General features: G+C 53.7%; 21 protein-coding genes. 9 read left to right on the top strand and 12 right to left on the bottom strand.

The features are described 5' to 3' along the window. Positions 1–34: 34 nt before the first annotated feature. Positions 35–1,888, bottom strand: coding sequence for a bifunctional glutathionylspermidine amidase/synthase (gene gss, locus ACOXYR_RS01965; protein ID WP_421355375.1), 1,854 nt, complete (start codon positions 1,886–1,888; stop codon positions 35–37). A gap of 255 nt (positions 1,889–2,143) precedes the next feature. On the opposite strand from gss, the gene yghU reads away from it, so the two are divergent. Then, a complete protein-coding gene (gene yghU / locus ACOXYR_RS01960; RefSeq protein ID WP_113858981.1) occupies positions 2,144–3,010 on the top strand; it encodes a glutathione-dependent disulfide-bond oxidoreductase in 867 nt (288 codons plus the stop codon). Positions 3,011–3,040: 30 nt separating this feature from the next. Here yghU and ACOXYR_RS01955 read toward each other — a convergent pair whose 3' ends face one another. Next, the gene (locus tag ACOXYR_RS01955; protein WP_421355376.1) at positions 3,041–3,331 is read right to left on the bottom strand and encodes a DUF2623 family protein; all 291 of its coding nucleotides are present in this window, start codon (positions 3,329–3,331) and stop codon (positions 3,041–3,043) included. A gap of 80 nt (positions 3,332–3,411) precedes the next feature. Then, positions 3,412–4,299, bottom strand: a complete 888-nt coding sequence (yghX, locus tag ACOXYR_RS01950) for a YghX family hydrolase (protein ID WP_421355377.1) — start codon at positions 4,297–4,299, stop codon at positions 3,412–3,414. 156 nt (positions 4,300–4,455) lie between these two features. Between yghX and ACOXYR_RS01945 the strand changes: the two genes are divergently transcribed. Beyond that, positions 4,456–5,496 (top strand): aldo/keto reductase, encoded by a 1,041-nt coding sequence (locus ACOXYR_RS01945; protein ID WP_421355378.1) that lies wholly within the window; start codon positions 4,456–4,458, stop codon positions 5,494–5,496. 47 nt (positions 5,497–5,543) lie between these two features. Here the strand turns inward: ACOXYR_RS01945 and ACOXYR_RS01940 are convergent, their stop codons facing one another. The 4 genes from ACOXYR_RS01940 to exbB all read right to left on the bottom strand — a co-directional run bounded on the left by ACOXYR_RS01940 (position 5,544) and on the right by exbB (position 9,078). Beyond that, positions 5,544–6,041, bottom strand: coding sequence for a TIGR00645 family protein (locus tag ACOXYR_RS01940; protein ID WP_015963007.1), 498 nt, complete (start codon positions 6,039–6,041; stop codon positions 5,544–5,546). Positions 6,042–6,129: 88 nt separating this feature from the next. After that, on the bottom strand, positions 6,130–7,581 hold the full coding sequence (locus tag ACOXYR_RS01935; protein ID WP_108475149.1) for a methyl-accepting chemotaxis protein: 1,452 nt from the start codon (positions 7,579–7,581) through the stop codon (positions 6,130–6,132). A 330-nt stretch (positions 7,582–7,911) separates the two neighbouring features. Continuing rightward, positions 7,912–8,337, bottom strand: coding sequence for a TonB system transport protein ExbD (gene exbD, locus ACOXYR_RS01930; RefSeq protein ID WP_189624161.1), 426 nt, complete (start codon positions 8,335–8,337; stop codon positions 7,912–7,914). A 6-nt stretch (positions 8,338–8,343) separates the two neighbouring features. Then, complete coding sequence (exbB, locus tag ACOXYR_RS01925; RefSeq protein ID WP_108475122.1) at positions 8,344–9,078, bottom strand: tol-pal system-associated acyl-CoA thioesterase; 735 nt, start codon at positions 9,076–9,078, stop codon at positions 8,344–8,346. 250 nt (positions 9,079–9,328) lie between these two features. On the opposite strand from exbB, the gene metC reads away from it, so the two are divergent. Together metC and yghB are read left to right on the top strand one after the other, a co-directional pair. Next, positions 9,329–10,516, top strand: a complete 1,188-nt coding sequence (gene metC / locus ACOXYR_RS01920) for a cystathionine beta-lyase (protein WP_113858978.1) — start codon at positions 9,329–9,331, stop codon at positions 10,514–10,516. 266 nt (positions 10,517–10,782) lie between these two features. Further along, complete coding sequence (yghB, locus tag ACOXYR_RS01915; protein WP_108475120.1) at positions 10,783–11,442, top strand: DedA family general envelope maintenance protein YghB; 660 nt, start codon at positions 10,783–10,785, stop codon at positions 11,440–11,442. 76 nt (positions 11,443–11,518) lie between these two features. Here yghB and ACOXYR_RS01910 read toward each other — a convergent pair whose 3' ends face one another. Further along, on the bottom strand, positions 11,519–12,418 hold the full coding sequence (locus ACOXYR_RS01910; protein ID WP_108475119.1) for an AraC family transcriptional regulator: 900 nt from the start codon (positions 12,416–12,418) through the stop codon (positions 11,519–11,521). A gap of 198 nt (positions 12,419–12,616) precedes the next feature. Between ACOXYR_RS01910 and yqhD the strand changes: the two genes are divergently transcribed. From yqhD to ACOXYR_RS01895, 3 genes are all read left to right on the top strand, one after another. Continuing rightward, positions 12,617–13,780 carry an alcohol dehydrogenase gene (yqhD, locus tag ACOXYR_RS01905; RefSeq protein ID WP_350435761.1) on the top strand — a complete coding sequence of 388 codons (1,164 nt, stop codon included), beginning with the start codon at positions 12,617–12,619 and terminating at the stop codon, positions 13,778–13,780. Between the two features lie 130 nt (positions 13,781–13,910). Then, the gene (gene dkgA / locus ACOXYR_RS01900; protein WP_350435762.1) at positions 13,911–14,738 is read left to right on the top strand and encodes a 2,5-didehydrogluconate reductase DkgA; all 828 of its coding nucleotides are present in this window, start codon (positions 13,911–13,913) and stop codon (positions 14,736–14,738) included. Between the two features lie 89 nt (positions 14,739–14,827). Further along, a complete protein-coding gene (locus ACOXYR_RS01895) occupies positions 14,828–15,292 on the top strand; it encodes an HIT family protein (RefSeq protein ID WP_108475115.1) in 465 nt (154 codons plus the stop codon). Here the strand turns inward: ACOXYR_RS01895 and ACOXYR_RS01890 are convergent. Beyond that, positions 15,289–17,508, bottom strand: a complete 2,220-nt coding sequence (locus ACOXYR_RS01890; RefSeq protein WP_421355379.1) for a YgiQ family radical SAM protein — start codon at positions 17,506–17,508, stop codon at positions 15,289–15,291. The genes ACOXYR_RS01895 and ACOXYR_RS01890 overlap by 4 nt on opposite strands. 371 nt (positions 17,509–17,879) lie before the next feature. On the opposite strand from ACOXYR_RS01890, the gene ACOXYR_RS01885 reads away from it, so the two are divergent. Together ACOXYR_RS01885 and ACOXYR_RS01880 are read left to right on the top strand one after the other, a co-directional pair. Further along, the gene (locus ACOXYR_RS01885) at positions 17,880–18,431 is read left to right on the top strand and encodes a LemA family protein (RefSeq protein ID WP_421355380.1); all 552 of its coding nucleotides are present in this window, start codon (positions 17,880–17,882) and stop codon (positions 18,429–18,431) included. Positions 18,432–18,449: 18 nt separating this feature from the next. Continuing rightward, positions 18,450–19,208, top strand: coding sequence for a M48 family metalloprotease (locus ACOXYR_RS01880; RefSeq protein ID WP_421355381.1), 759 nt, complete (start codon positions 18,450–18,452; stop codon positions 19,206–19,208). A 190-nt stretch (positions 19,209–19,398) separates the two neighbouring features. Here ACOXYR_RS01880 and ftsP read toward each other — a convergent pair whose 3' ends face one another. The 3 genes from ftsP to parC all read right to left on the bottom strand — a co-directional run bounded on the left by ftsP (position 19,399) and on the right by parC (position 24,175). Next, positions 19,399–20,811, bottom strand: coding sequence for a cell division protein FtsP (gene ftsP, locus ACOXYR_RS01875; RefSeq protein WP_421355382.1), 1,413 nt, complete (start codon positions 20,809–20,811; stop codon positions 19,399–19,401). Positions 20,812–20,930: 119 nt separating this feature from the next. Further along, positions 20,931–21,668 carry a 1-acylglycerol-3-phosphate O-acyltransferase gene (gene plsC, locus ACOXYR_RS01870; protein WP_189624168.1) on the bottom strand — a complete coding sequence of 246 codons (738 nt, stop codon included), beginning with the start codon at positions 21,666–21,668 and terminating at the stop codon, positions 20,931–20,933. Between the two features lie 248 nt (positions 21,669–21,916). Further along, positions 21,917–24,175, bottom strand: a complete 2,259-nt coding sequence (gene parC, locus ACOXYR_RS01865) for a DNA topoisomerase IV subunit A (RefSeq protein ID WP_113858969.1) — start codon at positions 24,173–24,175, stop codon at positions 21,917–21,919. Positions 24,176–24,269 lie beyond the last annotated feature (94 nt).

Genomic DNA, 24,269 nt, shown 5'->3' with positions numbered 1-24,269 from the left:
AAACGGAGCCTGTTGCAGGCTCCGCCTTAGCTGTTTACCGCTCAATCACCACCAGCGGTTCGATATCGCTCTCTTTCTTAATCACCAGCGACGTATCGCCACGCAGGCAGGTTCCGCCGTAGTTACCGCCGACGGTAAAGGTACAAACCTGGATGTATTTCCCGGCGACCTTCGGCAGACACCACAACTGCTGGTAGATATTTTTGCGGTCGACAAACTTACCGCTGGTTTGGTCAAGAAGCTGATCGTGCCCGCTCACCAGGTCAATATTGCTGCCGCAGCGCCCGGAGATCGGTTTCACCGCATAGCCGGTTTTCGCCAACGCATCGGTCACTTCAAAATCGGTGTCGAGAAGATAAGGATGATTCGGGAACAGCGACCACAGCACCGGCAGAATCGCTTTGTTGCCCGGGATCACTGTCCACAGTGGTTCGAAGACCATCACTTCCGGGCGTAACAGCACGTCAATCAAACGCACCTCCCCCGCCGGGCTCCCGGTGCGGATCGGCACGGCGGCATACTCGGCATCGCTGACTTCGCGCACCTGTTCAATGGCGGTTTCCCACGCCCAGGTTTTCCATACGCAATTTACCAGTCGCCCTTCATCATCCACTAACTGCCCGGCGGCATCCCAGTGCACCTCTTCCAGGCCGTGGAGAATTTTGCACTCGAACCCGGCCTGCGTAATGGCGCGCTGCATAAACTGCGCGTGATAGTCCTCTTCCAGATCTTTATCCTGCATGATGTGAACAAACGGACGCGCCGAGCTGTGTTTCCACGCACCAATCAGTTCGCTGAGCAGTTCATCTGAAGGGTTATGACCTTTGCCCTCAAAGCCGGTTTTCAGCCACTGTTCGAGGATCAATCCACCTTCCGTATGACAGGATGCGGAATCGGCGTTGTATTCGTACACCTTCAGACCGCGTTCATCCATGCAGAAATCCATACGCCCGGTGATCATGTCGTGGCGACGGCGCTGCCAGGAGAGACGCAGACGCGGCCAGAGGATTTTCGGGATATCAAACAGCGCCAGCAGGTTATCGTCACGCATCACTTTATCGGTGGCGTGCAGATACATCAGGTGCATTTCGTTGGTGGCTTTAATCAGCTCCTGTTCGGCGCTTTCCGTCATGGTGAAGTACTGATACGGGTCCTGGTTAATCACATGACCGTTGGCAGCGACGTACGCTTTCTGCAACGAATCCTGTTCGTTAAGCCATTTGCCCTCGAACTGACCGCGATTTTCCAGCCGCGCGCCTTGCAGATTCAGCGCTTTGCTGGCAATTGTCGGTTGCGGCAGACTGTGTTCGGTATCGGCGGTCTGGATCATCCAGCCAAGAATGGTGGTGTCGTCAAACGTATCGTGAAGGATGTAATGGCCGTCTTTCACTTCCAGCGTCAGTTCGCGCGTCCACTGCTGGCCCGCAGGCAGCGGCGAATGGATAACGTTCTGTTCTGCAATACGGACTTTGTTGCCAACCAGTTGGGTGATAACCGCGACGTGGCCGGTTTCATGGAATTCGCCGCCCTTCTGCCAGATGAGCAGCGAGCCCGCTTTCGGTGCACGGCGGGAACCGTTGGCAAACGCCTGCAACGGCAGAATGTCGTCATTCACCACCTGACGCAAAAAGCGCAGTGAGAAGATTTCATAGGCCATGCCGACATCGGTGAAAACGAAACCGTAGGTAAGGAACAGGAAGCGGCGCGCGAATTCGACGCACTGCCACTTGTAGCCCATGTACTCGTTATCGATATAGCTACGGAACGAGACATCATCCGCCCGCTCTTCGGGCTTCAGGCTGCTGTAATTTGAAGAATAGATGGCAACGCCACCCGGTGCATATCCCAACAACGTGCCAAACGGCGCGTCACTACTCGTACAACTCATGTGTCTTCCTCAGAGCATGCAGGCGGCGAGTAATAGCGGCTGAGGTCGTCCCTGCACGTTGTTATTTATCCAACAGGTGTCGGTTAATCATACACCTGTTGTGCACGCTGTCACACTGTGCGGTCTGATGCCCTCACCCTAACGATCTGTGCGGTTTTTCTCCCTCTCCCTCAGGGAGAGGGCCGGGGTGAGGGTGATCATTTCCGCCATCAACTGCTACACTGCCTCAACACATCATCAAAAAGGCAGGCCAACATGTCAGACAATACCTATCAGCCTCCCAAAGTCTGGGAGTGGAAACAGAATAACGGCGGCGCGTTCGCCAATATCAATCGCCCGGTTTCCGGTGCGACGCATGAGAAGGAACTGCCGGTTGGGCATCACCCGCTTCAGCTCTATTCGCTGGGTACGCCGAACGGGCAGAAAGTCACCATCATGCTCGAAGAGTTGTTAGCTCTGGGCGTGACGGGCGCGGAGTATGACGCGTGGCTTATCCGCATTGGTGAGGGCGATCAGTTCTCCAGCGGCTTTGTTGACGTGAACCCGAACTCGAAAATCCCGGCGCTACGCGACCACTCCACCACACCGCCGACCCGCGTGTTCGAGTCCGGCAATATCCTGCTGTACCTGGCGGAAAAATTTGGCCATTTCCTGCCCAAAGATCCGGCGGGCCGTGTGGAAACGTTGAACTGGCTGTTCTGGCTGCAAGGCTCTGCACCGTTCCTCGGCGGTGGTTTTGGTCATTTCTATAACTACGCACCGGTGAAAATTGAGTACGCGATCGACCGTTTCACCATGGAAGCGAAACGTCTGCTGGATGTGCTGGATAAACAGCTGGCGCGCGGACGCTATGTGGCAGGCGAAGAGTACACCATTGCCGACATGGCGGTGTGGCCGTGGTTCGGCAACGTGGTGCTGGGTACCGTGTACGGTGCGGATGAGTTCCTTGATGCGAAGAGCTACAAAAACGTGCAGCGCTGGGCGAAGGATATCGCCAGCCGCCCGGCGGTACAGCGTGGACGCATTGTTAATCGCACCAACGGCCCGTTGAATGAGCAACTGCATGAACGTCATGCCGCCAGCGATTTCGACACCCAAACGGAAGATAAACGTCAGGGTTAAACGGCGAAAACCGGGTGCATTCCACCCGGTTTATCTCCCTTCCAGCCGGTAGCCCGCCATAAAGTAGCGCACCGTGGTGGTGGATTCGTGTTCTTTAAAGAAATCCATCACCATCTCTTTATCCAGGCCATAACGTCGCGTCAGAACGCCCGCTTCCCAGGCGCTAAGCTGACGGTCACCCGTCTTCTCAAACATGCGATGGGAAAACCCCAGCACAAACCCGCGTTTATAGTCAGAACAAAAGCCCAGAACCTTCTGCGCACTGTCGGCGTAAGGTGCTTTCAGCCCGGCCATCAGGCCTTTACCAAAATGGTTATCCATCGCTCAACCCTCAATCGTTATATATAAAATTATATAGCGTCTTTTTGAGCGATAGCCAGTGCTATTTGCAGCCTTTACTTTCAGTGCAAATATTTCTCAAACCACGCCAGCGTTCGTTGCCAGGCGAGCTCCGCTGCGGCCTTGTCGTAGCGCGGGGTCGAGTCGTTGTGGAAGCCATGATTCACGCCCGGATAAACATAGGCTTCGTAAACTTTTTTATGCGCTTTTAACGCCTCTTCCATTGCCGGCCAGCCTTCGTTAATACGCGTATCCAGCGCCGCGTAATGCAGCAATAAAGGAGCATTGATTTTTTCGACATCCGCGATCGGGGCCTGGCGCCCGTAGAACGGCACCGCGCAGGCCAGCTCAGGGTAAGCCACCGCCGCCGCATTCGACACGCCGCCGCCGTAGCAAAAACCGGTGATCCCGACTTTGCCCGTCGCCTGCGGATGCATCTGCATAAACTCAATCGCGGCGAAGAAATCATTCATCAGTTTGGTGGGATCAACTTTTTGCTGTAACTCGCGCCCTTCATCATCATTACCGGGATACCCGCCAACGGAAGAGAGTCCATCCGGCGCAAGGGCGATATAGCCCGCTTTCGCGACGCGTCGGGCAACGTCCTCTATATACGGGTTAAGCCCACGATTTTCATGCACCACCACCACGGCGGGCACTTTGCCAGTGGCTTTCGTCGGCGTGACCAGATAACCACGCACCTCGCCGTGGCCGTTGGGCGACGGGTAGCGAATATATTCCGGTTTGATATCCGGGTCGGTGAACCCGACCTGTTCCGCCAGCGCGTAGTTGGGCTTGAGCAGATTAAACAACGCCAGCGCAGTCATGCCGCCGACGGCGTACCGCCCCGCCAGTTGCAGAAACTCGCGTTTTGTAATTTTACCGTGCGCGTAATAGTCGTAGTAATCGAGCAACTCTTGCGGAAAGTCTTTGGCGGTCAGTCGGGTCATCGAGGGATCTCCATTAACAGGCATTAACTAAGAAAAGCACAAGACAGATTTATTGCCCATAAATCATCAGCATTGTGATCCCGCCGACGGGTTGGATGTGACAAAAACATTAATCTGGAAACAGCGTTTCAAAAATCAGACAATCAAGGAGACATTATGACCTGGTCCGCCAATCCTGCCCGTTATGAACAGATGCAATATCGCTATTGCGGCAACAGCGGCCTGCAACTGCCCGCGCTGTCACTCGGGTTATGGCACAGTTTCGGTCATATCCAGTCGCTCGACAGCCAGCGCGCGCTATTGCGTAAAGCGTTCGACTGCGGCATTACTCACCTCGATCTCGCTAACAACTACGGGCCGCCTCCAGGCAGTGCGGAAGAGAACTTTGGCCGCCTGCTGCGGCAAGATTTCGCCGCGTATCGCGATGAACTGATCATCTCAACCAAAGCCGGATACGACATGTGGCCGGGGCCATACGGAAAAGGCGGTTCGCGCAAATATCTGCTCGCCAGCCTCGATCAGAGCCTGAAGCGCATGGGGCTGGATTACGTCGATATCTTCTACTCGCACCGCGTGGATGAAAACACACCGATGGAAGAAACCGCTGCCGCGCTGGCGCAGGCGGTGCAGAGTGGGAAAGCGCTGTATGTGGGGATCTCATCCTATTCACCCGAGCGCACGCAAAAAATGGCGGAACTGCTGCGCGAGTGGAAAATTCCGCTACTTATTCACCAACCTTCCTACAACTTGCTCAATCGCTGGGTCGATAAGAGCGGTCTGTTGAATACGCTGGAAGAGAACGGCGTTGGCTGCATCGCCTTTACCCCGCTGGCACAGGGGCTGCTGACCGGTAAATACCTCAACGGAATTCCGGACGGCTCACGCATGCAGACAGAAGGGAAAAAAGCGCGCGGCCTGACAGAAAACATGTTGAGCGAAAGCAACCTCAACAGCCTGCGCCTGTTGAACGAGATGGCGCAAAGCCGCGGCCAAAGCATGGCGCAAATGGCCCTGAGCTGGCTGCTGAAAGATAATCGTGTAACGTCTGTGCTGATTGGCGCAAGCCGACCGGAACAGATTGAAGAGAACGTTCAGGCCCTGAATAACCTGAACTTTACCGCAGAAGAGCTGACGCAGATTGATCAGCATGTTGCCGATGGGCAACTGAATTTGTGGCAGGCGTCGTCAGATAAATAGCCCCCCCCTTGCCCGGTGGCGCATCGCTACCGGGCACGAGTCGCGTTTTAATGCTTCTGGCCGCGCGTTAAGCGATCCAGATACCCCATCACAAACGCCGAGAGCACAAATGTCAGGTGGATAATCACATACCACATCAGCTTGTTATCCGGCACATTCTTGGCATCCATAAACACCCGCAGCAGATGAATAGAGGAAATAGCGACGATCGACGCCGCGACCTTATTCTTCAGCGATGTGGCGTCCATTTTCCCCAGCCAGTTCAGCTTCTCTTTGTGGGTGCTGATATCCAACTGTGAGACAAAGTTTTCGTAACCGGAGAACATCACCATCACCAGCAGACCACCCACCAGCGTCATATCGACCAGTGATAACAACGTCAGGATAAGATCGGCTTCTGCCAGCTCAAAGATGTTAGGCAGTACGTGAAAAATCTCCTGAAAAAACTTAATCATCAACGCCAACAGCGCCAATGAAAGGCCAAAATAGACCGGGGCTAAAATCCAGCGCGACGCATACATCGCATTCTCAAAAAAACGTTCCATAGTGTCCTGCCGATAAACTCAATTCGGCTTAGTATATCGCAACCATGCAACATCATTTCAACAATTCGCATCAGCAATTTAGGGTTATTTACACCAATCTGAACACCGAAATTGCCTGTTGCAGCTCGCCGGTATAGCGCTGCTGTTGCTGCGCCATTTGCATGGTCTGCGCCACATGCTGAACATTTTCCTGCACGCTGGCGTCGATGCTGGCGATGCTGCCCTTCATCTGTATAACGCTGGCGCGCTGCTGCTCGCTCATCGAAGAGAGGATTTCGAGGGAGTCCTGCAAGCCTTCAATGTGCCTAATGATCGCCTGCATGGTATTTCCTGCCAGTTCGACCTGTTCAGCGCCCTGATGCGTACTTTTCACCGAAGCGGCGGTGAGCTGGCGAATCTCTTTTGCAGCCTCTTCACAACGCAGTGCCAGCGAACGCACCTCAGAGGCGACTACCGCAAACCCTCTGCCATGCTCGCCCGCACGCGCGGCTTCAACGGAGGCGTTCAGCGACAGAATATGGGTTTGAAAGGCGATGCCGTCAATTAACTCCAGAATGCTATTAATCTGCTGTGATTCATCACGAATATGCATCATTGAAGCCGTCGCCGCGCGGATGTTCTCCCCGCCCTGCCTTGCGACATCGCACGCCTGTAAAACACGCTTGCGCGCCTCGCCAGCTTGTTCACTGGTCTGTGACGCAGCACTCGCCAGTTGTTCCATGGCGCTGGCGGCGATAGCGAGAGAAGTGGCCTGGCTGTCGGTGCGTTCTGAAAGCGCGGTATTGCGCTGCAAAATCGTGTGCGACGCGTCCAGCAACTGCCCCACATTGCCGCTCACCTGCTCAAGGGTAGTGCGCATCGCACCCAGTGTACGGCTGAACGTACGGGCAAACGGCGAATGGCTGACGTGGGTTTCTCGCGAAAGGGTCAGGCTTCCGGGTTCACGATTAATCACCGCCGCCAGTTTCGCCACCTCGCTGGCAGATATCGCATCCTGTTCCATACGCACCGCCAGTACGACCAGGAACAGCGTTTGCGCTACCACAAATACACCATGCATCACCACCATATGCAGGCCGGTATGCATAAAAATGACGATGTGATAAAGATGATATTCCTGCAAATAATTAAAGACTAAATGATGTACCGCGATAATTGCGGCCCCCATCACTAATGGACGCCAGTCACGCCAGGCCAGCAACGCCGATAAAAGCACAAAGACAGAGAAGTGATATTCCGTTTCTCCCTCACCAAGCTGAATAAGCAGTGCGGAAAAGGCCATCAGGATAAACGCAAAAATCAGCCGTGAAATTAATCGACCGCGAAAAAATGCGGTGACAAGTGTAGCCAGAAGCGCTAATGGCGTCGCGAAAAAGAGTGCTACCAGCGCGTTGTCAGCCATCCATCCCACAGACAGGGTGATCCCCCAAAGTAACCACACCAGCGCCAACATCTGGCCGTCGGCCCGCTGGCGAATAGACGAGACAGAGATACTTTCACGCAGCAATCCGCGAGTATCTGAATTGTTTGATTTATCCATATTGTTCCGCACTGTACAGGTAATGTTATTAGTATTTTTAACGCCATTAATAAGCGTAGAGAGTTTGTAAATCATTACCAGTGGAGGGGGAGAATATATTCTTCGTGGTGTTTTTAATAACTATATAAAAAGAATTAAATTTAATTTAAAGCAGCGAAGGATAATTAAATTGGGAGAAGTATTTATTAGGGGAGAGGACTTAGGGGAAATGTGCGGTGTTTACCCCCTCACCCTGCCCTCTCCCTCAAGGGAGAGGGCACCGACAGAGCCGAGGTTTAAGTGAGTGCGGTTTTCACCCTCTCCCTGAGGGAGAGGGCCGGGGTGAGGGGTTTATTTCGCCCCTGCGTGCTCTTCCCCTACCAGGCCAATCTTCAGATAACCGGCCTGATGCAGGGTGTCCATCACCTTCATCATCGTTTCATAGTCGACAGTTTTATCGGCGCGGAAGAAAATAGTGGTCTCTTTCTTCCCTTCCGTCAGCGTGTTCAACGCATTCACCATGTTCTCATCGGTAATGGGGTCATTACCCAGGAACATCGACTTATCCGCTTTCACCGACAGATAGATCGGTTTTTCCGGGCGCGGCTGCGGTTGGCTGGAAGACGCGGGCAGATTGACCTTTACATCCACCGTCGCCAGCGGCGCGGCAACCATAAAGATGATCAGCAGAACCAACATAACGTCGATAAACGGCGTCACGTTGATTTCATGCATTTCGCCGTTATCGTCCAGATTTTCATTAAGACGCATAGCCATGGGGCATCAACCTACTCGTAATTTCTGTGCGGAACGTACCGGCTGGGTCACGCCGCTGGCGTTAAGATCCAGGTCACGGCTTTGCAGCAGCAGAACCTGCGCAGCAACATCGCTGAGGTTTGCTTTATAGCTGCCAATCAAACGGGCGAAGACGTTATAGATAACCACCGCCGGAATCGCGGCAAACAGACCAATGGCGGTCGCCAGCAGCGCTTCTGCGATACCCGGCGCAACAACAGCCAGGTTGGTGGTTTGTGTCTGCGCAATACCGATGAAGCTGTTCATGATACCCCAAACGGTACCAAACAGACCGACAAACGGGGAAATGGCGCCGATAGTCGCGAGGTAACCGGTGCCGCGGCTCATATTACGGCTCACGAAGGCAACGCGACGTTCCAGGCGGAAGCCGGTACGCTCTTTAATCCCTTCATTGTCTTCAGAGCCCGCAGAAAGCTCACGCTCGTCCTGCGCTTCATGAATCAGTTGCGTGCTAAGGCTTTTCGCGTGGAAGGCGGCGGCGATTTCGTGCGCCTGATCGATAGAGCGGGCTTCCGCTAACAGCTGCTGCTCGCGTTTGAGGCGACGCTTCTGGGAGAACAACTCTGCGCTCTTACTAAAGAAGATGGCCCAGGTGACTACGGATGCCAGAATCAGGCCAATCATAACCACTTTAACAACGATGTCGGCATGATGATACATACCCCAAACGGAGAGATCCGCCTGCATCAAATTATTACCCACTCTGTATCTCCAGGACATAAATCACAAAATCTGAGCACAATAATATCAAAACGACGTCGAATTGATAGTAGTTCTCATTAGTATTTACATAGTGACTCAAATCATACTTATTTTCCTTGCGCTTACGCAGTAAAAAAGTCACCACCGCGCTTTTTGAGAAATTTTCTGCTTTATATCGTGCAAGCGGGTACATCTTGCAACAATCGTGATAATTTAGACGTCCAGACGTATAAAAATAGGCAGGAGAGAGATGGCAGATAAGCACCTGGATACCGCGCTGGTCAACGCCGGGCGGAGTAAAAAGTACACGCAGGGTTCGGTAAACAGCGTCATTCAGCGCGCCTCTTCGCTGGTGTTCGACACCGTAGAGGCGAAGAAACATGCCACCCGCAATCGCGCGAAAGGCGAACTTTTCTACGGGCGTCGCGGCACGCTCACCCATTTCTCATTACAGGAAGCGATGTGCGAGCTGGAAGGCGGCGCGGGCTGCGCCCTCTTCCCGTGCGGTGCAGCGGCGGTCGCTAATACGATTCTGGCCTTCGTTGAGCAGGGCGATCATGTGCTGATGACCAATACCGCCTATGAGCCGAGCCAGGATTTCTGTACCAAAATCCTCGGTAAACTAGGTGTCACCACGAGTTGGTTTGACCCGATGATTGGCAGCGAAATCGCACATCTGATTCAACCCAATACCAAAGTGGTGTTCCTGGAATCTCCAGGCTCAATCACCATGGAAGTTCATGATGTTCCGGCGATTGTCGCCGCCGTGCGCAGCGTTGCGCCGGAGGCGATCATCATGATCGACAACACCTGGGCGGCAGGCGTACTGTTTAAAGCGCTCGATTTCGGTATCGATATCTCAATTCAGGCAGGCACGAAATACCTGATTGGCCACTCTGATGCGATGGTCGGTACTGCGGTATCTAACGAACGCTGCTGGGCGCAACTGCGCGAAAATGCGTATCTGATGGGCCAAATGGTGGATGCAGATACCGCCTACATGACCAGCCGTGGCCTGCGCACGCTCGGCGTTCGCCTGCGTCAGCATCATGAAAGCAGCCTGAAGATTGCCGAATGGCTGGAACAACATCCGCAGGTTGCTCGCGTGAATCATCCGGCGCTGCCTGGCAGTAAAGGTCACGAATACTGGAAACGAGATTTTACAGGCAGTAGCGGCTTGTTCTCCTTCGTGCTTAAAAAGCGTTTAACGGATGCCGAACTTTCTGCTTACCTCGACAACTTCTCCCTGTTCAGCATGGCCTATTCCTGGGGCGGTTTTGAGTCGCTGATCCTGCCGAACCAGCCAGAACAACTGGCGGAGATTCGCCCCGGTGGCACTGTCGACTTCACGGGCACCCTGATTCGCTTACATATTGGTTTAGAAAACATTGACGATCTTATCGCGGATTTAGCAGCAGGCTTCGCACGTATTGTGTAAAATAGCCTCAGGCCCGGTGGTATATCGCCCCGGGCTGTCTGGTTAGCAATGTCCCTGAAGATACGCGTCGCGCAATGCCTCGCGCGTTTTCAAGATTTTGAGAACAGTCTATCAACCGAATGGCCAGAATATTCCGGCGTAAACGCATACGGCTCAGGTTGTTCTTATTCCTGAACAGCTGTGCATCTGTTGTTGCGCGAGGGATCAAAGAGTTTCAGGCAATTCGGGAGTACAATAAGCGAAAATGCTGTTCCACAGGAAAGTCCATGGTCGTCATTCAAGATATTGTCGCCGCGCTCTGGCAACATGACTTTGCCGCACTGGCGAATCCTCACGTTGTGGGGGTGGTTTATCTGGTTATGTTTGCCACGCTGTTTTTAGAAAACGGTCTGCTTCCGGCATCCTTCCTGCCGGGCGATAGCCTGTTGCTGCTCGCGGGCGCGCTCATCGCCAAAGGGGTGATGGGATTTGTACCGACGGTGATCATTTTGACGACTGCCGCCAGCCTCGGCTGCTGGCTGAGCTATATTCAGGGGCGCTGGTTGGGCAACACCCGAACAGTGAAAGGTTGGCTCGCGCAATTACCGGAAAAATATCATCAACGTGCGACCTGCATGTTCGATCGTCACGGCCTGCTGGCGCTGCTCGCCGGGCGGTTTCTGGCGTTCGTGCGTACGCTGCTGCCAACCATGGCGGGCATTTCCGGGCTCTCTAATCGTCGCTTCCAGTTCTTTAACTGGCTGAGCGCGCTGCTGTGGGTGGGCGTTGTCACCAGTCTCGGCTATGCCATAAGCATGATTCCGTTTGTAAAACGTCATGAAGATCAGGTGATGACCTTCCTGATGATCCTGCCTATTTTCCTGCTGGTTGCCGGGCTGCTTGGTACGCTGGTGGTGGTGATTAAGAAGAAGTATTGCAGCGCCTGAGGGCGCTGCTCTTTAGGGCCGGATGCGCTTTGAAGCCGGATGCGCTGCGCTTATCCGGCCTACAAAAGCCTCTTGCCTAAACGATTTGAATCGCGCGTAAACGCGCCGCATCTTCTCCCGGTGTAATGCCGAAATAGCGTTTAAATTCGCGGCTAAACTGCGATGCGCTTTCATATCCCACCTGCATTGCCGCTGCGCTTGCTTTTAATCCATCATGCACCATCATCATGCGCGCCTTGTGCAGGCGATACGTTTTCAGGTACTGCAACGGTGACGTGCTGGTCACCGATTTAAAGTTATGATGAAACGCTGACAAGCTCATATTGGCCTCGGCGGCCAGTTGGTCGACGCTCAGATTTTCGGTGTACTGACTTTCGATGCGCTTCAACACGCGACTGATCTGGCTGAAATGCGTCTGGCGACTGACCAACGCCAGCAGTGCCCCACCGCGCGGCCCGGTAAGCACATAGAACAGCATTTCGCGGATAATCTGTTTGCCGAGAATACGCGCTTCCAGCGGACGTTCCATCACATCCAGCAGCCGCTCAGCCGCACAAAGGATCTCATCAGAGAGCGTCGCCGAGTTAATCCCACTCGCCGCCATTGCAGGCTGGAAGCGTTCATCTTCCCCGATATCCATTAACAGCTCCTGAAGCTGCATAATATCGACGTTCAGACGTAACCCGGCCAGCGGCGCGGTCTCGGTGGCGAAGGTTTCACACTCAAACGGCAGCGGCACCGTCAGCAGTAAATATTCATTGGCGTCGTAGCGGAAGGTACGTTCATTGATATAGCCAATCTTATAGCCAGAAAAGAGAAATATAATCCCAGGACGGTACATAACGGGTGTGCGTGCGGCAGGCTGAGTACCATAGATAAGCTGGATATCTGGCACCAAAGCACTAAGACTTTGTTCATTACTTTTCAATAATTTAATCTTATCCGTTAACAACGCACAAATCTCTTCCCGGTTCATTTTCCCACTCTCCCGCCAGATGAATACAGGCATTCATTGTTGACCTTTTCGCTACTTTTCTCCAGCTCTGTGGAGAAATGGGCAAGACAATGGCAGAAATGTGCATTGAGAGGATCGCCCCTGAAGACCACAATAGTCGTCATCCGGTAGCCACCATTGCTACCCACTTTTTCCATCCTCCGATGAAGGAAACGAGCCATGTTTAATTTTGATCTCCATACTCCAACCCGCATTCTTTTCGGTAAAGGCGTTATTGAAAACCTGCGTGCGCAAATTCCGGAAGACGCTCGCGTGCTGGTGACCTACGGTGGCGGCAGCGTGAAAAAAACCGGCGTACTGGATCAGGTGTTATCCGCTCTGGAAGGTCTTGACGTTCGCGAGTTTGGCGGTATTGAACCGAACCCGTCTTATGAAACGCTGATGAACGCGGTGAAAATTGCTCGCGACGAAAAAATCACGTTCCTGCTCGCCGTTGGCGGCGGTTCCGTTCTGGACGGCACCAAATTTATCGCGGCGGCAGCGCATTACGATGCGTCTATCGACCCGTGGGAAATTCTGGAAACTTACGGCAGCAAGGTGAACAGCGCGATTCCGATGGGTTCCGTTCTTACCCTTCCGGCAACCGGTTCTGAATCCAATAAAGGTGCGGTTATTTCTCGTAAAACCACCGGCGACAAACGCGCCTTTATGTCGCCGCACGTGCAGCCGGTCTTCGCGATTCTGGATCCGGTTTACACCTACACGCTGCCACCGCGTCAGGTAGCCAACGGCGTGGTTGATGCCTTCGTGCACACGGTTGAACAGTACGTCACCTACCCGGTAAACGGCAAAATTCAGGATCGCTTCGCGGAAGGTATTCTGCTGACGCTGGTTGAAGATGGCCCGAAAGCGCTGAAAGAACCTGAAAACTACGATGTTCGCGCCAATATTATGTGGGCGGCAACTCAGGCGTTAAATGGCCTGATCGGCGCAGGCGTGCCGCAGGACTGGGCGACCCACATGCTGGGCCACGAACTGACCGCCATGCACGGCCTTGACCACGCACAGACGCTGGCCATCGTCCTGCCTGCCCTGTGGAATGAAAAACGTGACACCAAACGCGCCAAACTGCTGCAATACGCGGAACGCGTCTGGAACATCACCGAAGGTTCCGATGATGCGCGTATCGACGCTGCCATCGCCGCCACCCGCAATTTCTTCGAGCAAATGGGCGTTCCGACTCATTTGTCCGATTACGGGCTGGACGGGAGCTCCATCCCGGCGCTGCTGAAAAAACTCGAAGAGCATGGCATGACAAAACTGGGTGAAAATCAGGATATTACCCTAGAAGTAAGCCGTCGCATTTACGAAGCGGCACGTTAATCCCCACTCAAAGCCAGACCTAAGTCTTTAGCGTCTGGCTTTCGTTTTTGCATATTTCGACCAGAATTGATCTTACAAATCTTATCGGGCCCACTGCGCCGATAAGCAATAGAGAGAAAAGGAGAAATGCATGACACATCCAACCGTAATCAAACTCCAGGACGGCAACGTGATGCCGCAACTGGGTCTCGGCGTGTGGAAAGCAAGCAACGAGGAGGTTGTCACCGCGATTCATAAAGCGCTGGAGGTCGGGTATCGCTCGATTGATACCGCCACCGCCTACAAGAACGAAGATGGCGTGGGCCAGGCGCTGAAAAGCGCGGGTGTTCCGCGTGAAGAGCTGTTTATCACCACTAAACTGTGGAACGACGATCAGAAACGCCCTGCCGAGGCGCTACAGGAAAGCCTTGATAAGCTGCAACTCGATTATCTCGACCTCTACCTGATGCACTGGCCGGTTCCCGCCATTGACCACTACGTGGACGCGTGGAAAGGGATGATTGAACTGCAAAAGCAAGGGCTGGTAAAAAGCATCGGCGTCTGCAATTTCCAGGTAAATCACCTGCAACGCATTATCGATGAAACCGGTGTCGCCCCGGTTATCAATCAGATTGAACTTCACCCGTTGATGCAACAACGCCAGCTGCATGCGTGGAACGCGACGCATAAAATTCAAACCGAATCCTGGAGCCCGCTGGCACAGGGCGGCGAAGGCGTATTCGATCAGAAAATCATTCGCGATCTGGCGGATAAATATGGCAAAACTCCGGCACAAATCGTGATTCGCTGGCACCTGGATAACGGCCTAGTCGTCATCCCGAAATCAGTGACGCCTGCGCGTATTGCCGCCAACTTCGACGTCTGGGATTTCCGTCTTGATAAAGACGAACTGGGCGAAATAGCCAAACTGGATAAAGGCAAACGTCTTGGGCCCGACCCGGATCAATTCGGCGGCTAACGCATTCATACTAAACGCTACCGACTACGGTAGCGTTTTTTTTATCTGTGATAATCTGGCTTACACCTTATCTTTTTCGCGAGGATCGCATGACCTGCATTTTCTGCCAAATCGTTGCGGGCAAAGCGCCCTGCCATAAAATCTGGGAAGATGAACATCACCTGGCCTTCCTGTCGATTTTCCCTAATACCGAAGGCTTTACCGTCGTCATTCCGAAAAAACACTATCCAAGCTATGCCTTTGATATGCCACCACAGGCGCTGGCCGATTTGGTTCTGGCGACACAGAAAGTGGCTAAATTGCTGGATAAATCTTTTGCTGATGTGGGTCGCAGCGGAATGTTTTTTGAAGGTTTCGGCGTGGACCACGTGCACAGCAAACTCAGCCCGATGCATGGCACCGGCGACATGACGAAATGGCAGCCTATCGAGTTTACGCAGAAGAAGTATTTTGAACAGTATGAGGGCTATTTATCTTCTCACGATCACGAGCGGGCGGATGATGAGAAGCTGGCCGCATTAGCGGCCAGAATCAGAGCGGAGCAGGATTCTTAACGCCCTGCCGCCGGTTTTGCGCGTTTTTTCGCCCCCGTATTAACCGGGCGTGGCTGCGCGGCAGGAGCCTTCTTCGCGCCTGCTGGCGTTTGACGCTGATGCGCCACCGGCGTGTGTTTAGTCAGCGCCGGGCGCGTGTTGCGGTTCTGGCGACGTGCTTCACGCATCTCATCCAGCGTCGGTGACGGCACCAGGCAATCACGACGCGGGCCGATAAGATGTTTTTTACCCATGGCTTCCAGCGCCTGACGGATCATCGGCCAGTTTTTCGGATCATGGTAACGCAGCAGCGCTTTATGCAGGCGACGCTGTTTATCACCTTTCGGCACAACCACTTCTTCACTCTTATAGCCAATTTTACCCAGCGGGTTCTTGCCGGTGTAATACATGGTGGTCGAGTTCGCCAGCGGCGACGGATAGAAGTTCTGCACCTGGTCGAGACGGAAGCGATGTTTCTTCAGCCACAGCGCCAGATTCACCATATCTTCATCACGCGTACCCGGGTGTGCAGAGATAAAGTACGGAATCAGATACTGCTCTTTCCCGGCCTGCTTCGAATAGGTGTCGAAAAGCTCTTTAAAGCGGTGATAAGTCCCCATCCCCGGCTTCATCATTTTCGACAACGGCCCCTCTTCCGTATGCTCTGGCGCAATCTTCAGATAACCGCCCACGTGGTGGGTTGCCAGCTCTTTGATATAGCGCGGATCTTCCACCGCGATGTCGTAACGCACACCGGAGGCGATGAGGATCTTCTTGATACCTTTCAGATCGCGCGCGCGACGGTAAAGGTTGATCGTCGGCTCATGGTTGGTGTCCATGTGCGGGCAGATATCCGGATAAACGCAGGAGAGACGGCGGCAGGTCTGCTCGGCACGCGGCGATTTACAGCGCAGCATGTACATGTTCGCGGTCGGCCCGCCGAGGTCGGAAATCACGCCAGTAAAGCCTGGCACCGTATCGCGAATGGCTTCGATCTCGTTGATGATCGAGTCTTCCGAACGGCTCTGAATAATGCGCCCTTCGTGCTCGGTAATGGAGCAGAAAGAACAGCCGCCAAAACAGCCGCGCATAATGTTGATCGAGAAGCGGATCATCTCATATGCCGGAATGCGCGCATTGCCATACGCCGGATGCGGTACACGCTGATACGGCAGCGCGAACACGCTATCCATCTCTTCGGTGGAAAGCGGGATCGCCGGTGGGTTGATCCAGATATAGCGATCGCCGTGCTTTTGCATCAACGCACGTGCGCAGCCGGGGTTCGTTTCATGGTGCAAAATACGCGAAGCATGTGCGTACAGCACTTTATCGTTTTTCACTTTCTCAAAAGACGGCAGCAGCACGTAGGTTTTTTCCCACGGCTTAGGGCGAGGCGGCTGAACGGTGACGGTTTTAACTTCCGCTTTCTGCGGTTTCACCGGCTTGTTGTCAGCACACGGCAAATCTTCGCCATACGGATGCGGGATCGGGTCGATTTTCCCCGGCGTATCTAAACGCGTTGAATCCACGCCAGCCCAGCCCGGCAGCGCTTCTTTGACGATAATCGCCGTGTTACGCACATCGCGAATCTGTGAAATGAGTTCGCCCTGCGCCAGACGATGCGCGACTTCCACCAGCGGGCGCTCGCCGTTACCGAACATCAGCATATCGGCTTTAGAGTCAACCAGTACCGAACGGCGCACGGTGTCAGACCAGTAATCGTAATGCGCGGTACGACGCAAGCTGGCTTCAATGCCGCCCAGGATCACCGGCACATCTTTCCACGCTTCTTTACAGCGCTGGGTATAGACCAGCGTTGCGCGATCGGGGCGTTTGCCACCGACGTTATCCGGCGTGTAGGCATCGTCCTGACGCAGCTTACGATCGGCCGTGTAGCGGTTGATCATCGAGTCCATGTTGCCTGCGGTGACGCCGAAAAAGAGGTTTGGCTTACCCAGGCGCATAAAATCGTCTTTACTGTTCCAGTCCGGCTGCGCAATGATGCCCACGCGGAAACCCTGCGCTTCCAGCATACGACCGCAAATCGCCATCCCAAAGCTCGGATGGTCAACGTACGCGTCGCCGGTAACCAAAATGATATCGCAGCTATCCCAGCCAAGTTGATCCATCTCTTCACGGGACATTGGCAAAAACGGCGCCGGCCCAAAACAGGCGGCCCAGTACTGCGGCCAGGAGAACAGGTCGCGATCCGGTTGGATCAGGGAGATAGAGCTCATTTTGCTTCCAAAAAGAAAAGTGGTAAAAAAATAATCAAAGGCCGGGGATTATACGCTGTATTCAGGGGGGAAATGAAGGAGATTGTTGCCAGGTATGCGGCGCGGCGCGGTGATTCTACCAGGTAAGCATCCTGACGAGCGTGACAGCGGAGAAGGAACAAGTAAGCGAGGGTGTGGAGAGTTTATCCCTCTACAGGAGTCGCAAAACTATTCATAATATTAATCAGGATTCATAAATTAATTTACCAGAAATATTAACCTATAACGAAGCCACACTAAACATCACAAAAAACCGCCGACTAACACACCTTATATTTACCCCTAACGCCACATTATTTATAGTGATGACTTTATTATCAGAGGGATCGACAATGTTTTTTCTTATCGCGCTTGCCATCGTTATTATTTTGGCCGGATTCTATATTGGAACCTATAACGCGTTTATAAAAAACCGTAACCGCGTCGAGGAGACGTGGGCACAAATCGACGTGCAGTTAAAAAGACGCTGCGATTTAATTCCTAATCTGGTCGAAACAGTTAAAGGATTTGCACGTCATGAGCAAGATACACTGGAAAAGGTGATCGCCGCGCGTAACAGCATCATTGCTGCCGGAAACAGCCCGCAGCAACAGCTTGAGGCGAACAATCAACTGACGGGTGCACTGCGCTCCGTTTTCGCGCTTAGCGAAAGCTACCCAGAACTCAAAGCGAACGATTCCTTCGTTGAGTTACAGCACGAACTCTCCACCACGGAAAATAAAGTAGCTTATTCACGCCAATTATATAATTCAACCGTAATGAACTGGAATAACCGGGTAGAATCATTTCCATCAAATATCATTGCTAATCTCCATCATTTCGAGAAAACAGAGATGTTAAGCATCGCCGAAACTGAACGGGAAACACCCACCGTTAAGTTCTAATCCGCAAGGAATGCGCTCATGTTATTTGAAGAAATTGCCCACAATAAACGCAACACATTTTTATTAGTGATTATTTTCTTTCTTTTGCTGATTGAAGTTGGCGCAGCGATGGGTTTTCTGTTGTTCAAGAATTTCTTTTATGGCGTTGGCGCCTCGATGGTCATTAGCATTGTGTATATCCTGATAATGATCTACCAGGGTTCCGCAGTTGTGATGTGGATGAACGGTGGAAAAGAAATCACTGACCGTGAACAGGCACCTGTTCTGTTTGAAACGGTAGAAGATATGGCAAATGTCGCGGGCGTCCCGGTGCCGCGCATTTTTATCATCGACGATGTATCCCCCAATGCTTTTGCTACTGGCACATCACCGGAAAAAGCCGCCGTGGCGGTCACTCGTGGGCTTCTGGAAAGCCTGGAGCGCTATGAACTCGAAGGCGTCATCGCCCATGAAATGGCGCACGTACGTAATTATGATATCCGCCTTGCGACTATCGCCGTCGCGTTGGTATCCGCCATTACGTTAATGAGTTCGCTGGGCAAACAAAGCCTGTTTTTGGGCGGGGGCAAAAATCGTAAAAGTTCCGGTAGTAAAGGTGGCGGTGGCAGCATGGTGCTGTATATCGCTGCTATTGTATTCCTGTTATTAGCTCCCATCGTCGCGACCATTGTGCGTTTAACGCTTTCACGTAATCGCGAATTTTTGGCGGATGCAACGGCGGTTGAGCTGACGCGCAACCCGCAGGGATTAATCGCGGCACTGGAAAAAATCAGCTGACGCGCAGAGATGATTGAGCGGGTCGATAACGCGAGTCAATCTCTCTGGTTCACATCACCTCTGAAAGCCGATCGGGGAAAAACGGGGTTATTTGCCACACACCCCTCCATTGAAGCCAGAATTGCGCGTCTGCAAGCGATGTAAAACAGCAGCGCCGGGCATTACCCGGCGCGGCTTCCTGTATCCCGCGTTACGGTGCCGGGTTCACCAGAATTTGCCCAATCGAGCCGCGATCCGCCAGCTCCAGCGTTTGACTGGAATACTGGAACGGGAAGTGCGGCCAGGACGGCTGGTTGTAGTAAACCAGCAGTTCCACCTGTCCATCCACCCAGACGGTATCTTTCCAGCCTCGGTCTTCCGGGAATGGCATCGCGCCGTTGACGTTGCGGATCAGGAACATCACGCCTTCAATATGGAATGACTGCGGCTCATCCGCGCGTACCGTCCAGCGCTCCCAGGTTCCCTGCTGCGCGGTGATATCAATGCGTTGCGGATCCCATAACTGACCGTTAATGCCAGGATCATCCCCCAACACAATATCGCGGCTGCGTAGCGGTGTGCCGGTCATGATCTCGGTGGAAAGCAGGCGCATCGGCAGGTTATCGGTGACCAGCGGCAGCAGGCCGGTCGGTTTCAGGGTGAGTACCAGCGTGGAAATCAGAATGCTCGACGGCTCAAAGAAGCCGCGCAGACGATCCATAATGCTCGCCGCTTCACCACAGGTAATGGAGACTTCATCACCATTGGTCATATCGACCAGGATCTCACGTCGTTCCCCCGGTGCGAGCGATAGTTGCTTGACCGAAACAGGCGCGGGCAAAAAGCCCTGGTCGCCGGAGATGACGTGCAGCGCGCGGCCATCGCTCATCTGCAACTGATAGCGGCGCGAGTTAGAGGCGTTCAGCAGGCGCAGACGCACCCAACCGCGTGAGACTTCAACGTAAGGGCTTTGGGCACCATTCACCAGCAGCGTGTCGCCGACAAAGCCACCGCTGCCCGGTTCGCTGTATTCCGGCGTACCGAAATTATCAAGACGCTTGTCCTGAATGATTACCGGGAAGTCATCGACGCCGTAGTGATTTGGAATGGGTAAAGACTTACTAACTTCATCTTCGATCAGCCACATCCCCGCCAGACCGTTGTAGACCTGCTGAGCCATATGGTTTGGCGTATTGGCCTGATACCACAGCGTTGCCGCGGATTGTCGAATCGGCAGCACCGGCGCCCAGTCAGCGTTTGGCGACATCATTCGCGCCGCGCCGCCAATCAGCGGGCCGGGAACCTGCAGACCGCGCACGGTCATGGCAACATTTTCCGTCAGGCGGTTGCTGTAAATCAGTTTGACGTCATCACCGTTCCACACGCGGATGGTCGGCCCAAGGTAGCGACCATTGATACCCCAGACAGGCGCGCGCGTACCCTGAGAGAAGGACCAGTGTGAACGTTGTAAGGTAAGAAAGAGAGGCTGTCCGCGACGCGATTCCACAAGCGGCGGTATCGGCAGCTCAGGATGTTTCCCTGCGGCATTTGCCCTCAGCGGCACTGCCCCTGCGCAGAACGCAACGCCCGATGCCTGAATAAACTGACGCCGACTGAGTGACATATAAACTCCATGAAAACTGATCAATCAAAAAAGGGAATTCGTTTCCCGTAAGCCAGCACCGCGTTTGATGATTGCCGCCGTGCTTTATTCGCCCGGCGGCGAGAGAGCCTGACCCGGTTTTATAGTTTTCCGTCAGACTCGCGCTGAGCGACTTCTTTATCCAGTTCTTCTATCTTTGCCTGCATTACATCACGACAATATTTGGAAAGCTCGCGCACCTGGTCTTTACCCCATTTGCGGGTATCGATCGGCGGCAGCATTTCAACAATCACCAACCCGTTGTTCAGGCGGTTAAGGTTAATCTTATCCGATGTATTGGAAACGCACACGGGAATAATCGGTACACCTGCCGCAATGGCTGCGTGAAACGCGCCGGTTTTAAACGGCAACAGGCCACGGCCACGGCTACGCGTGCCTTCCGGGAACATCCAGAAAGAGATTTTGCGATTGTTGAAGGCTTTCACCACTTCGGCAATGGTGCTGTGTGCTTTCGCACGATTATTACGATCAATCAGCAGGTTACCGGTGAGCCAGTAGAGTTGACCAAAAAATGGGATCCACACCAGGCTCTTTTTACCCACGGTGACGGTCGGCGGCTGAACAATATTTGCCGCAGTCACCATGTCGTAGTTGTTCTGGTGGTTCGCAATGTAGATAGCATTCCCGTAGCTTGCGGCGTCCGCAGGCAGGCGGGTTTCAACTTTCAGACCAAACAGCGGGGCCATACGGCCAAACATATGGCCGAAAGTGGCAACGTGTTTTGGATTACGCGGACTAAACAGGCAATAGATACAGCCAAACACGCATACCAGGATGCAGTAAATGACCACGATGATGACACGAAAAATAAATAGCATAGCTACCTCTGAAGCCCTGACCGCTTAGAGTTATATATTGGTCAGGATTTGTGACTCGCAAACCCTCGTAAGGGCTATTCTTAATCGCAACGGCGTAATTAACAACGTTTTTACTTTAGAAAGTGCATTTTGTCCCCCTCACCCCAGCCCTCTCCCTTAGGGAGAGGGTGAAAAACCGCGCAGTTCTTCATGTCAGGCACATTCTATCCCCTCTCCCCAGGGGAGAGGGTTAGAGTGAGGGGTAAGCTTTACTCCTCGCTCTCCCCCGCGCTCTGACGCAGCGGAGAGTCGATATCGATACGGTCGATTTTCTGCAATCCACGCATCAACGTACCGCGACGACCGCGTTCGCCCGTCACTTTTTGCAGCTCTTCCGGACGCAGTTTGATTTTGCGTTTACCGACGTGCACGGTCAGCGTGGTTTGCGGCGGCAGCAGGTAAAGGTGCGCCAGACTATCTTCCCCTTTCGCCGCTTCCGCCGACGGGATGTTGATAATCTTGTTGCCCTTACCTTTCGACAACTGCGGCAGGTCGCTCACCGGGAACATCAGCATGCGACCCGCGCTGGTGATCGCCAGCAGCATGTCAGACTCATCTTCTACTACTACCGGCGGCAGAACATGTGCGTTTTCCGGCAGCGAGATCATCGCTTTACCCGCGCGGTTGCGCGCGACAAGATCGTTGAACGTACACAAGAAGCCATAGCCCGCGTCGGACGCCATCAGCAGTTTCTGATCGTCGCTTTCCATCAGCATATGCTCAACGGTCGCGCCTGGCGGCAGCGTCAGCTTACCGGTCAATGGTTCACCCTGACCGCGCGCCGACGGCAGCGTGATGGGGTCGATGGCATAGCTTCGGCCCGTGGTATCCACAAACACTACCGGCTGGTTGCTCTTGCCTTTCACCGACGCTTTCCAGCTATCGCCCGCTTTATAACTCAGCCCCTGCGCGTCGATATCGTGGCCTTTGGCGCTACGCACCCAGCCCATCTGCGACAGCACAATGGTCACCGGCTCAGACGGCAGCATGTCATGCTCACTCATCGCCTTCGCTTCATCACGCTCATGCAGCGGAGAACGACGGTCGTCGCCAAAGGTATCGGCATCCGCCTGCAGTTCTTTCTTCAGCAGGTTATTCATTTTGCGCTCGGACGCGAGAATCGCCTGTAACTGATCGCGTTCTTTCGCCAGATCGTTTTGCTCGCCGCGAATCTTCACTTCTTCCAGCTTCGCGAGGTGGCGCAATTTCAGCTCAAGGATGGCTTCAGCCTGCGTTTCGCTGATGCCGAAGCGCGACATCAGCGCCGGTTTCGGCTCATCCTCGGTGCGAATGATCTCAATGACTTCGTCGATGTTGAGAAACGCCACCAGCAAACCTTCGAGGATATGCAGGCGCTTAAGGACTTTCTCCAGACGATAGTTCAGACGACGGCGCACGGTATCGCGACGGAACGCCAGCCATTCGGTGAGGATCTCCAGCAGATTTTTTACCGCCGGACGACCATCCAGGCCAATCATGTTCAGGTTGATACGATAGCTTTTTTCCAGATCCGTGGTGGCGAAGAGGTGATTCATCACCGGCTCCATATCCACACGGTTTGAACGCGGCACAATCACCAGACGCGTCGGGTTTTCGTGGTCTGATTCATCACGCAAATCATCAACCATCGGCAGTTTTTTGTTGCGCATCTGGGTGGCGATTTGTTCCAGCACTTTCGCGCCAGAAACCTGATGTGGCAGCGCAGTGATCACCACCGCGCCGTCTTCTTTATTCCAGACTGCGCGCATACGCACTGAACCGCGCCCGTTCTGGTAAATTTTGCGGATTTCCGCCCGAGGGGTGATGATTTCGGCTTCGGTCGGATAGTCCGGCCCCTGCACAATATCCAGCAGATCATCCAGGGTGGTTTTCGGCTGTTCAATCAGCCTGATGGCGGCGTTTGCGACTTCGCGCAGGTTGTGCGGCGGAATATCCGTCGCCATCCCCACCGCAATGCCAGTGGTGCCGTTCAGTAGAATATTCGGCAGACGCGCAGGCAGCATTTTCGGCTCCTGCATCGTACCGTCAAAGTTCGGCACCCAGTCCGCCGTGCCTTGCCCCAGTTCGCCCAGCAGCAGCTCGGCATACTTTGACAGGCGCGATTCGGTATAACGCATTGCCGCGAACGATTTCGGATCGTCCGGTGCCCCCCAGTTCCCCTGGCCGTCGACCAGCGGGTAACGGTATGAGAACGGCTGCGCCATCAGCACCATCGCTTCATAGCAGGCGCTGTCGCCGTGCGGGTGATATTTACCCAACACGTCACCAACGGTACGCGCCGATTTTTTAAATTTGGCGCTGGCATTCAGGCCCAGTTCAGACATCGCATAGACGATGCGGCGCTGCACCGGCTTCAGACCATCACCAATAAACGGCAACGCGCGATCCATGATGACGTACATGGAGTAGTTTAAGTAGGCGTTTTCCGTGAATTCATGTAGCGCAAGGCGCTCTGCCATATCGCTCATTAATGGGGGTTCCTCAAATCTGCATGCTGACCGTTCGGACGGCAATATTGCCGCAGATAATACCCTATCTCACGGGCTGAGTCACAAGTCCGTG

The sequence above is a fragment of the Pseudocitrobacter faecalis genome (assembly GCF_965231525.1).
Taxonomy (GTDB): domain Bacteria; phylum Pseudomonadota; class Gammaproteobacteria; order Enterobacterales; family Enterobacteriaceae; genus Pseudocitrobacter; species Pseudocitrobacter faecalis.
This window is presented reverse-complemented; position numbering and strand designations above follow the sequence as displayed.

Excerpts from the sequence above, each read along its gene's own strand:
- gss (WP_421355375.1), bottom strand. The coding sequence starts at position 1,888 with ATGAGTTGTACGAGTAGTGACGCGCCGTTTGGCACGTTGTTGGGATAT.
- yghU (WP_113858981.1), top strand. The coding sequence starts at position 2,144 with ATGTCAGACAATACCTATCAGCCTCCCAAAGTCTGGGAGTGGAAACAG.
- ACOXYR_RS01955 (WP_421355376.1), bottom strand. The coding sequence starts at position 3,331 with ATGGATAACCATTTTGGTAAAGGCCTGATGGCCGGGCTGAAAGCACCT.
- yghX (WP_421355377.1), bottom strand. The coding sequence starts at position 4,299 with ATGACCCGACTGACCGCCAAAGACTTTCCGCAAGAGTTGCTCGATTAC.
- ACOXYR_RS01945 (WP_421355378.1), top strand. The coding sequence starts at position 4,456 with ATGACCTGGTCCGCCAATCCTGCCCGTTATGAACAGATGCAATATCGC.
- ACOXYR_RS01940 (WP_015963007.1), bottom strand. The coding sequence starts at position 6,041 with ATGGAACGTTTTTTTGAGAATGCGATGTATGCGTCGCGCTGGATTTTA.
- ACOXYR_RS01935 (WP_108475149.1), bottom strand. The coding sequence starts at position 7,581 with ATGGATAAATCAAACAATTCAGATACTCGCGGATTGCTGCGTGAAAGT.
- exbD (WP_189624161.1), bottom strand. The coding sequence starts at position 8,337 with ATGGCTATGCGTCTTAATGAAAATCTGGACGATAACGGCGAAATGCAT.
- metC (WP_113858978.1), top strand. The coding sequence starts at position 9,329 with ATGGCAGATAAGCACCTGGATACCGCGCTGGTCAACGCCGGGCGGAGT.
- yghB (WP_108475120.1), top strand. The coding sequence starts at position 10,783 with ATGGTCGTCATTCAAGATATTGTCGCCGCGCTCTGGCAACATGACTTT.
- ACOXYR_RS01910 (WP_108475119.1), bottom strand. The coding sequence starts at position 12,418 with ATGAACCGGGAAGAGATTTGTGCGTTGTTAACGGATAAGATTAAATTA.
- yqhD (WP_350435761.1), top strand. The coding sequence starts at position 12,617 with ATGTTTAATTTTGATCTCCATACTCCAACCCGCATTCTTTTCGGTAAA.
- dkgA (WP_350435762.1), top strand. The coding sequence starts at position 13,911 with ATGACACATCCAACCGTAATCAAACTCCAGGACGGCAACGTGATGCCG.
- ACOXYR_RS01895 (WP_108475115.1), top strand. The coding sequence starts at position 14,828 with ATGACCTGCATTTTCTGCCAAATCGTTGCGGGCAAAGCGCCCTGCCAT.
- ACOXYR_RS01890 (WP_421355379.1), bottom strand. The coding sequence starts at position 17,508 with ATGAGCTCTATCTCCCTGATCCAACCGGATCGCGACCTGTTCTCCTGG.
- ACOXYR_RS01885 (WP_421355380.1), top strand. The coding sequence starts at position 17,880 with ATGTTTTTTCTTATCGCGCTTGCCATCGTTATTATTTTGGCCGGATTC.
- ACOXYR_RS01880 (WP_421355381.1), top strand. The coding sequence starts at position 18,450 with ATGTTATTTGAAGAAATTGCCCACAATAAACGCAACACATTTTTATTA.
- ftsP (WP_421355382.1), bottom strand. The coding sequence starts at position 20,811 with ATGTCACTCAGTCGGCGTCAGTTTATTCAGGCATCGGGCGTTGCGTTC.
- plsC (WP_189624168.1), bottom strand. The coding sequence starts at position 21,668 with ATGCTATTTATTTTTCGTGTCATCATCGTGGTCATTTACTGCATCCTG.
- parC (WP_113858969.1), bottom strand. The coding sequence starts at position 24,175 with ATGAGCGATATGGCAGAGCGCCTTGCGCTACATGAATTCACGGAAAAC.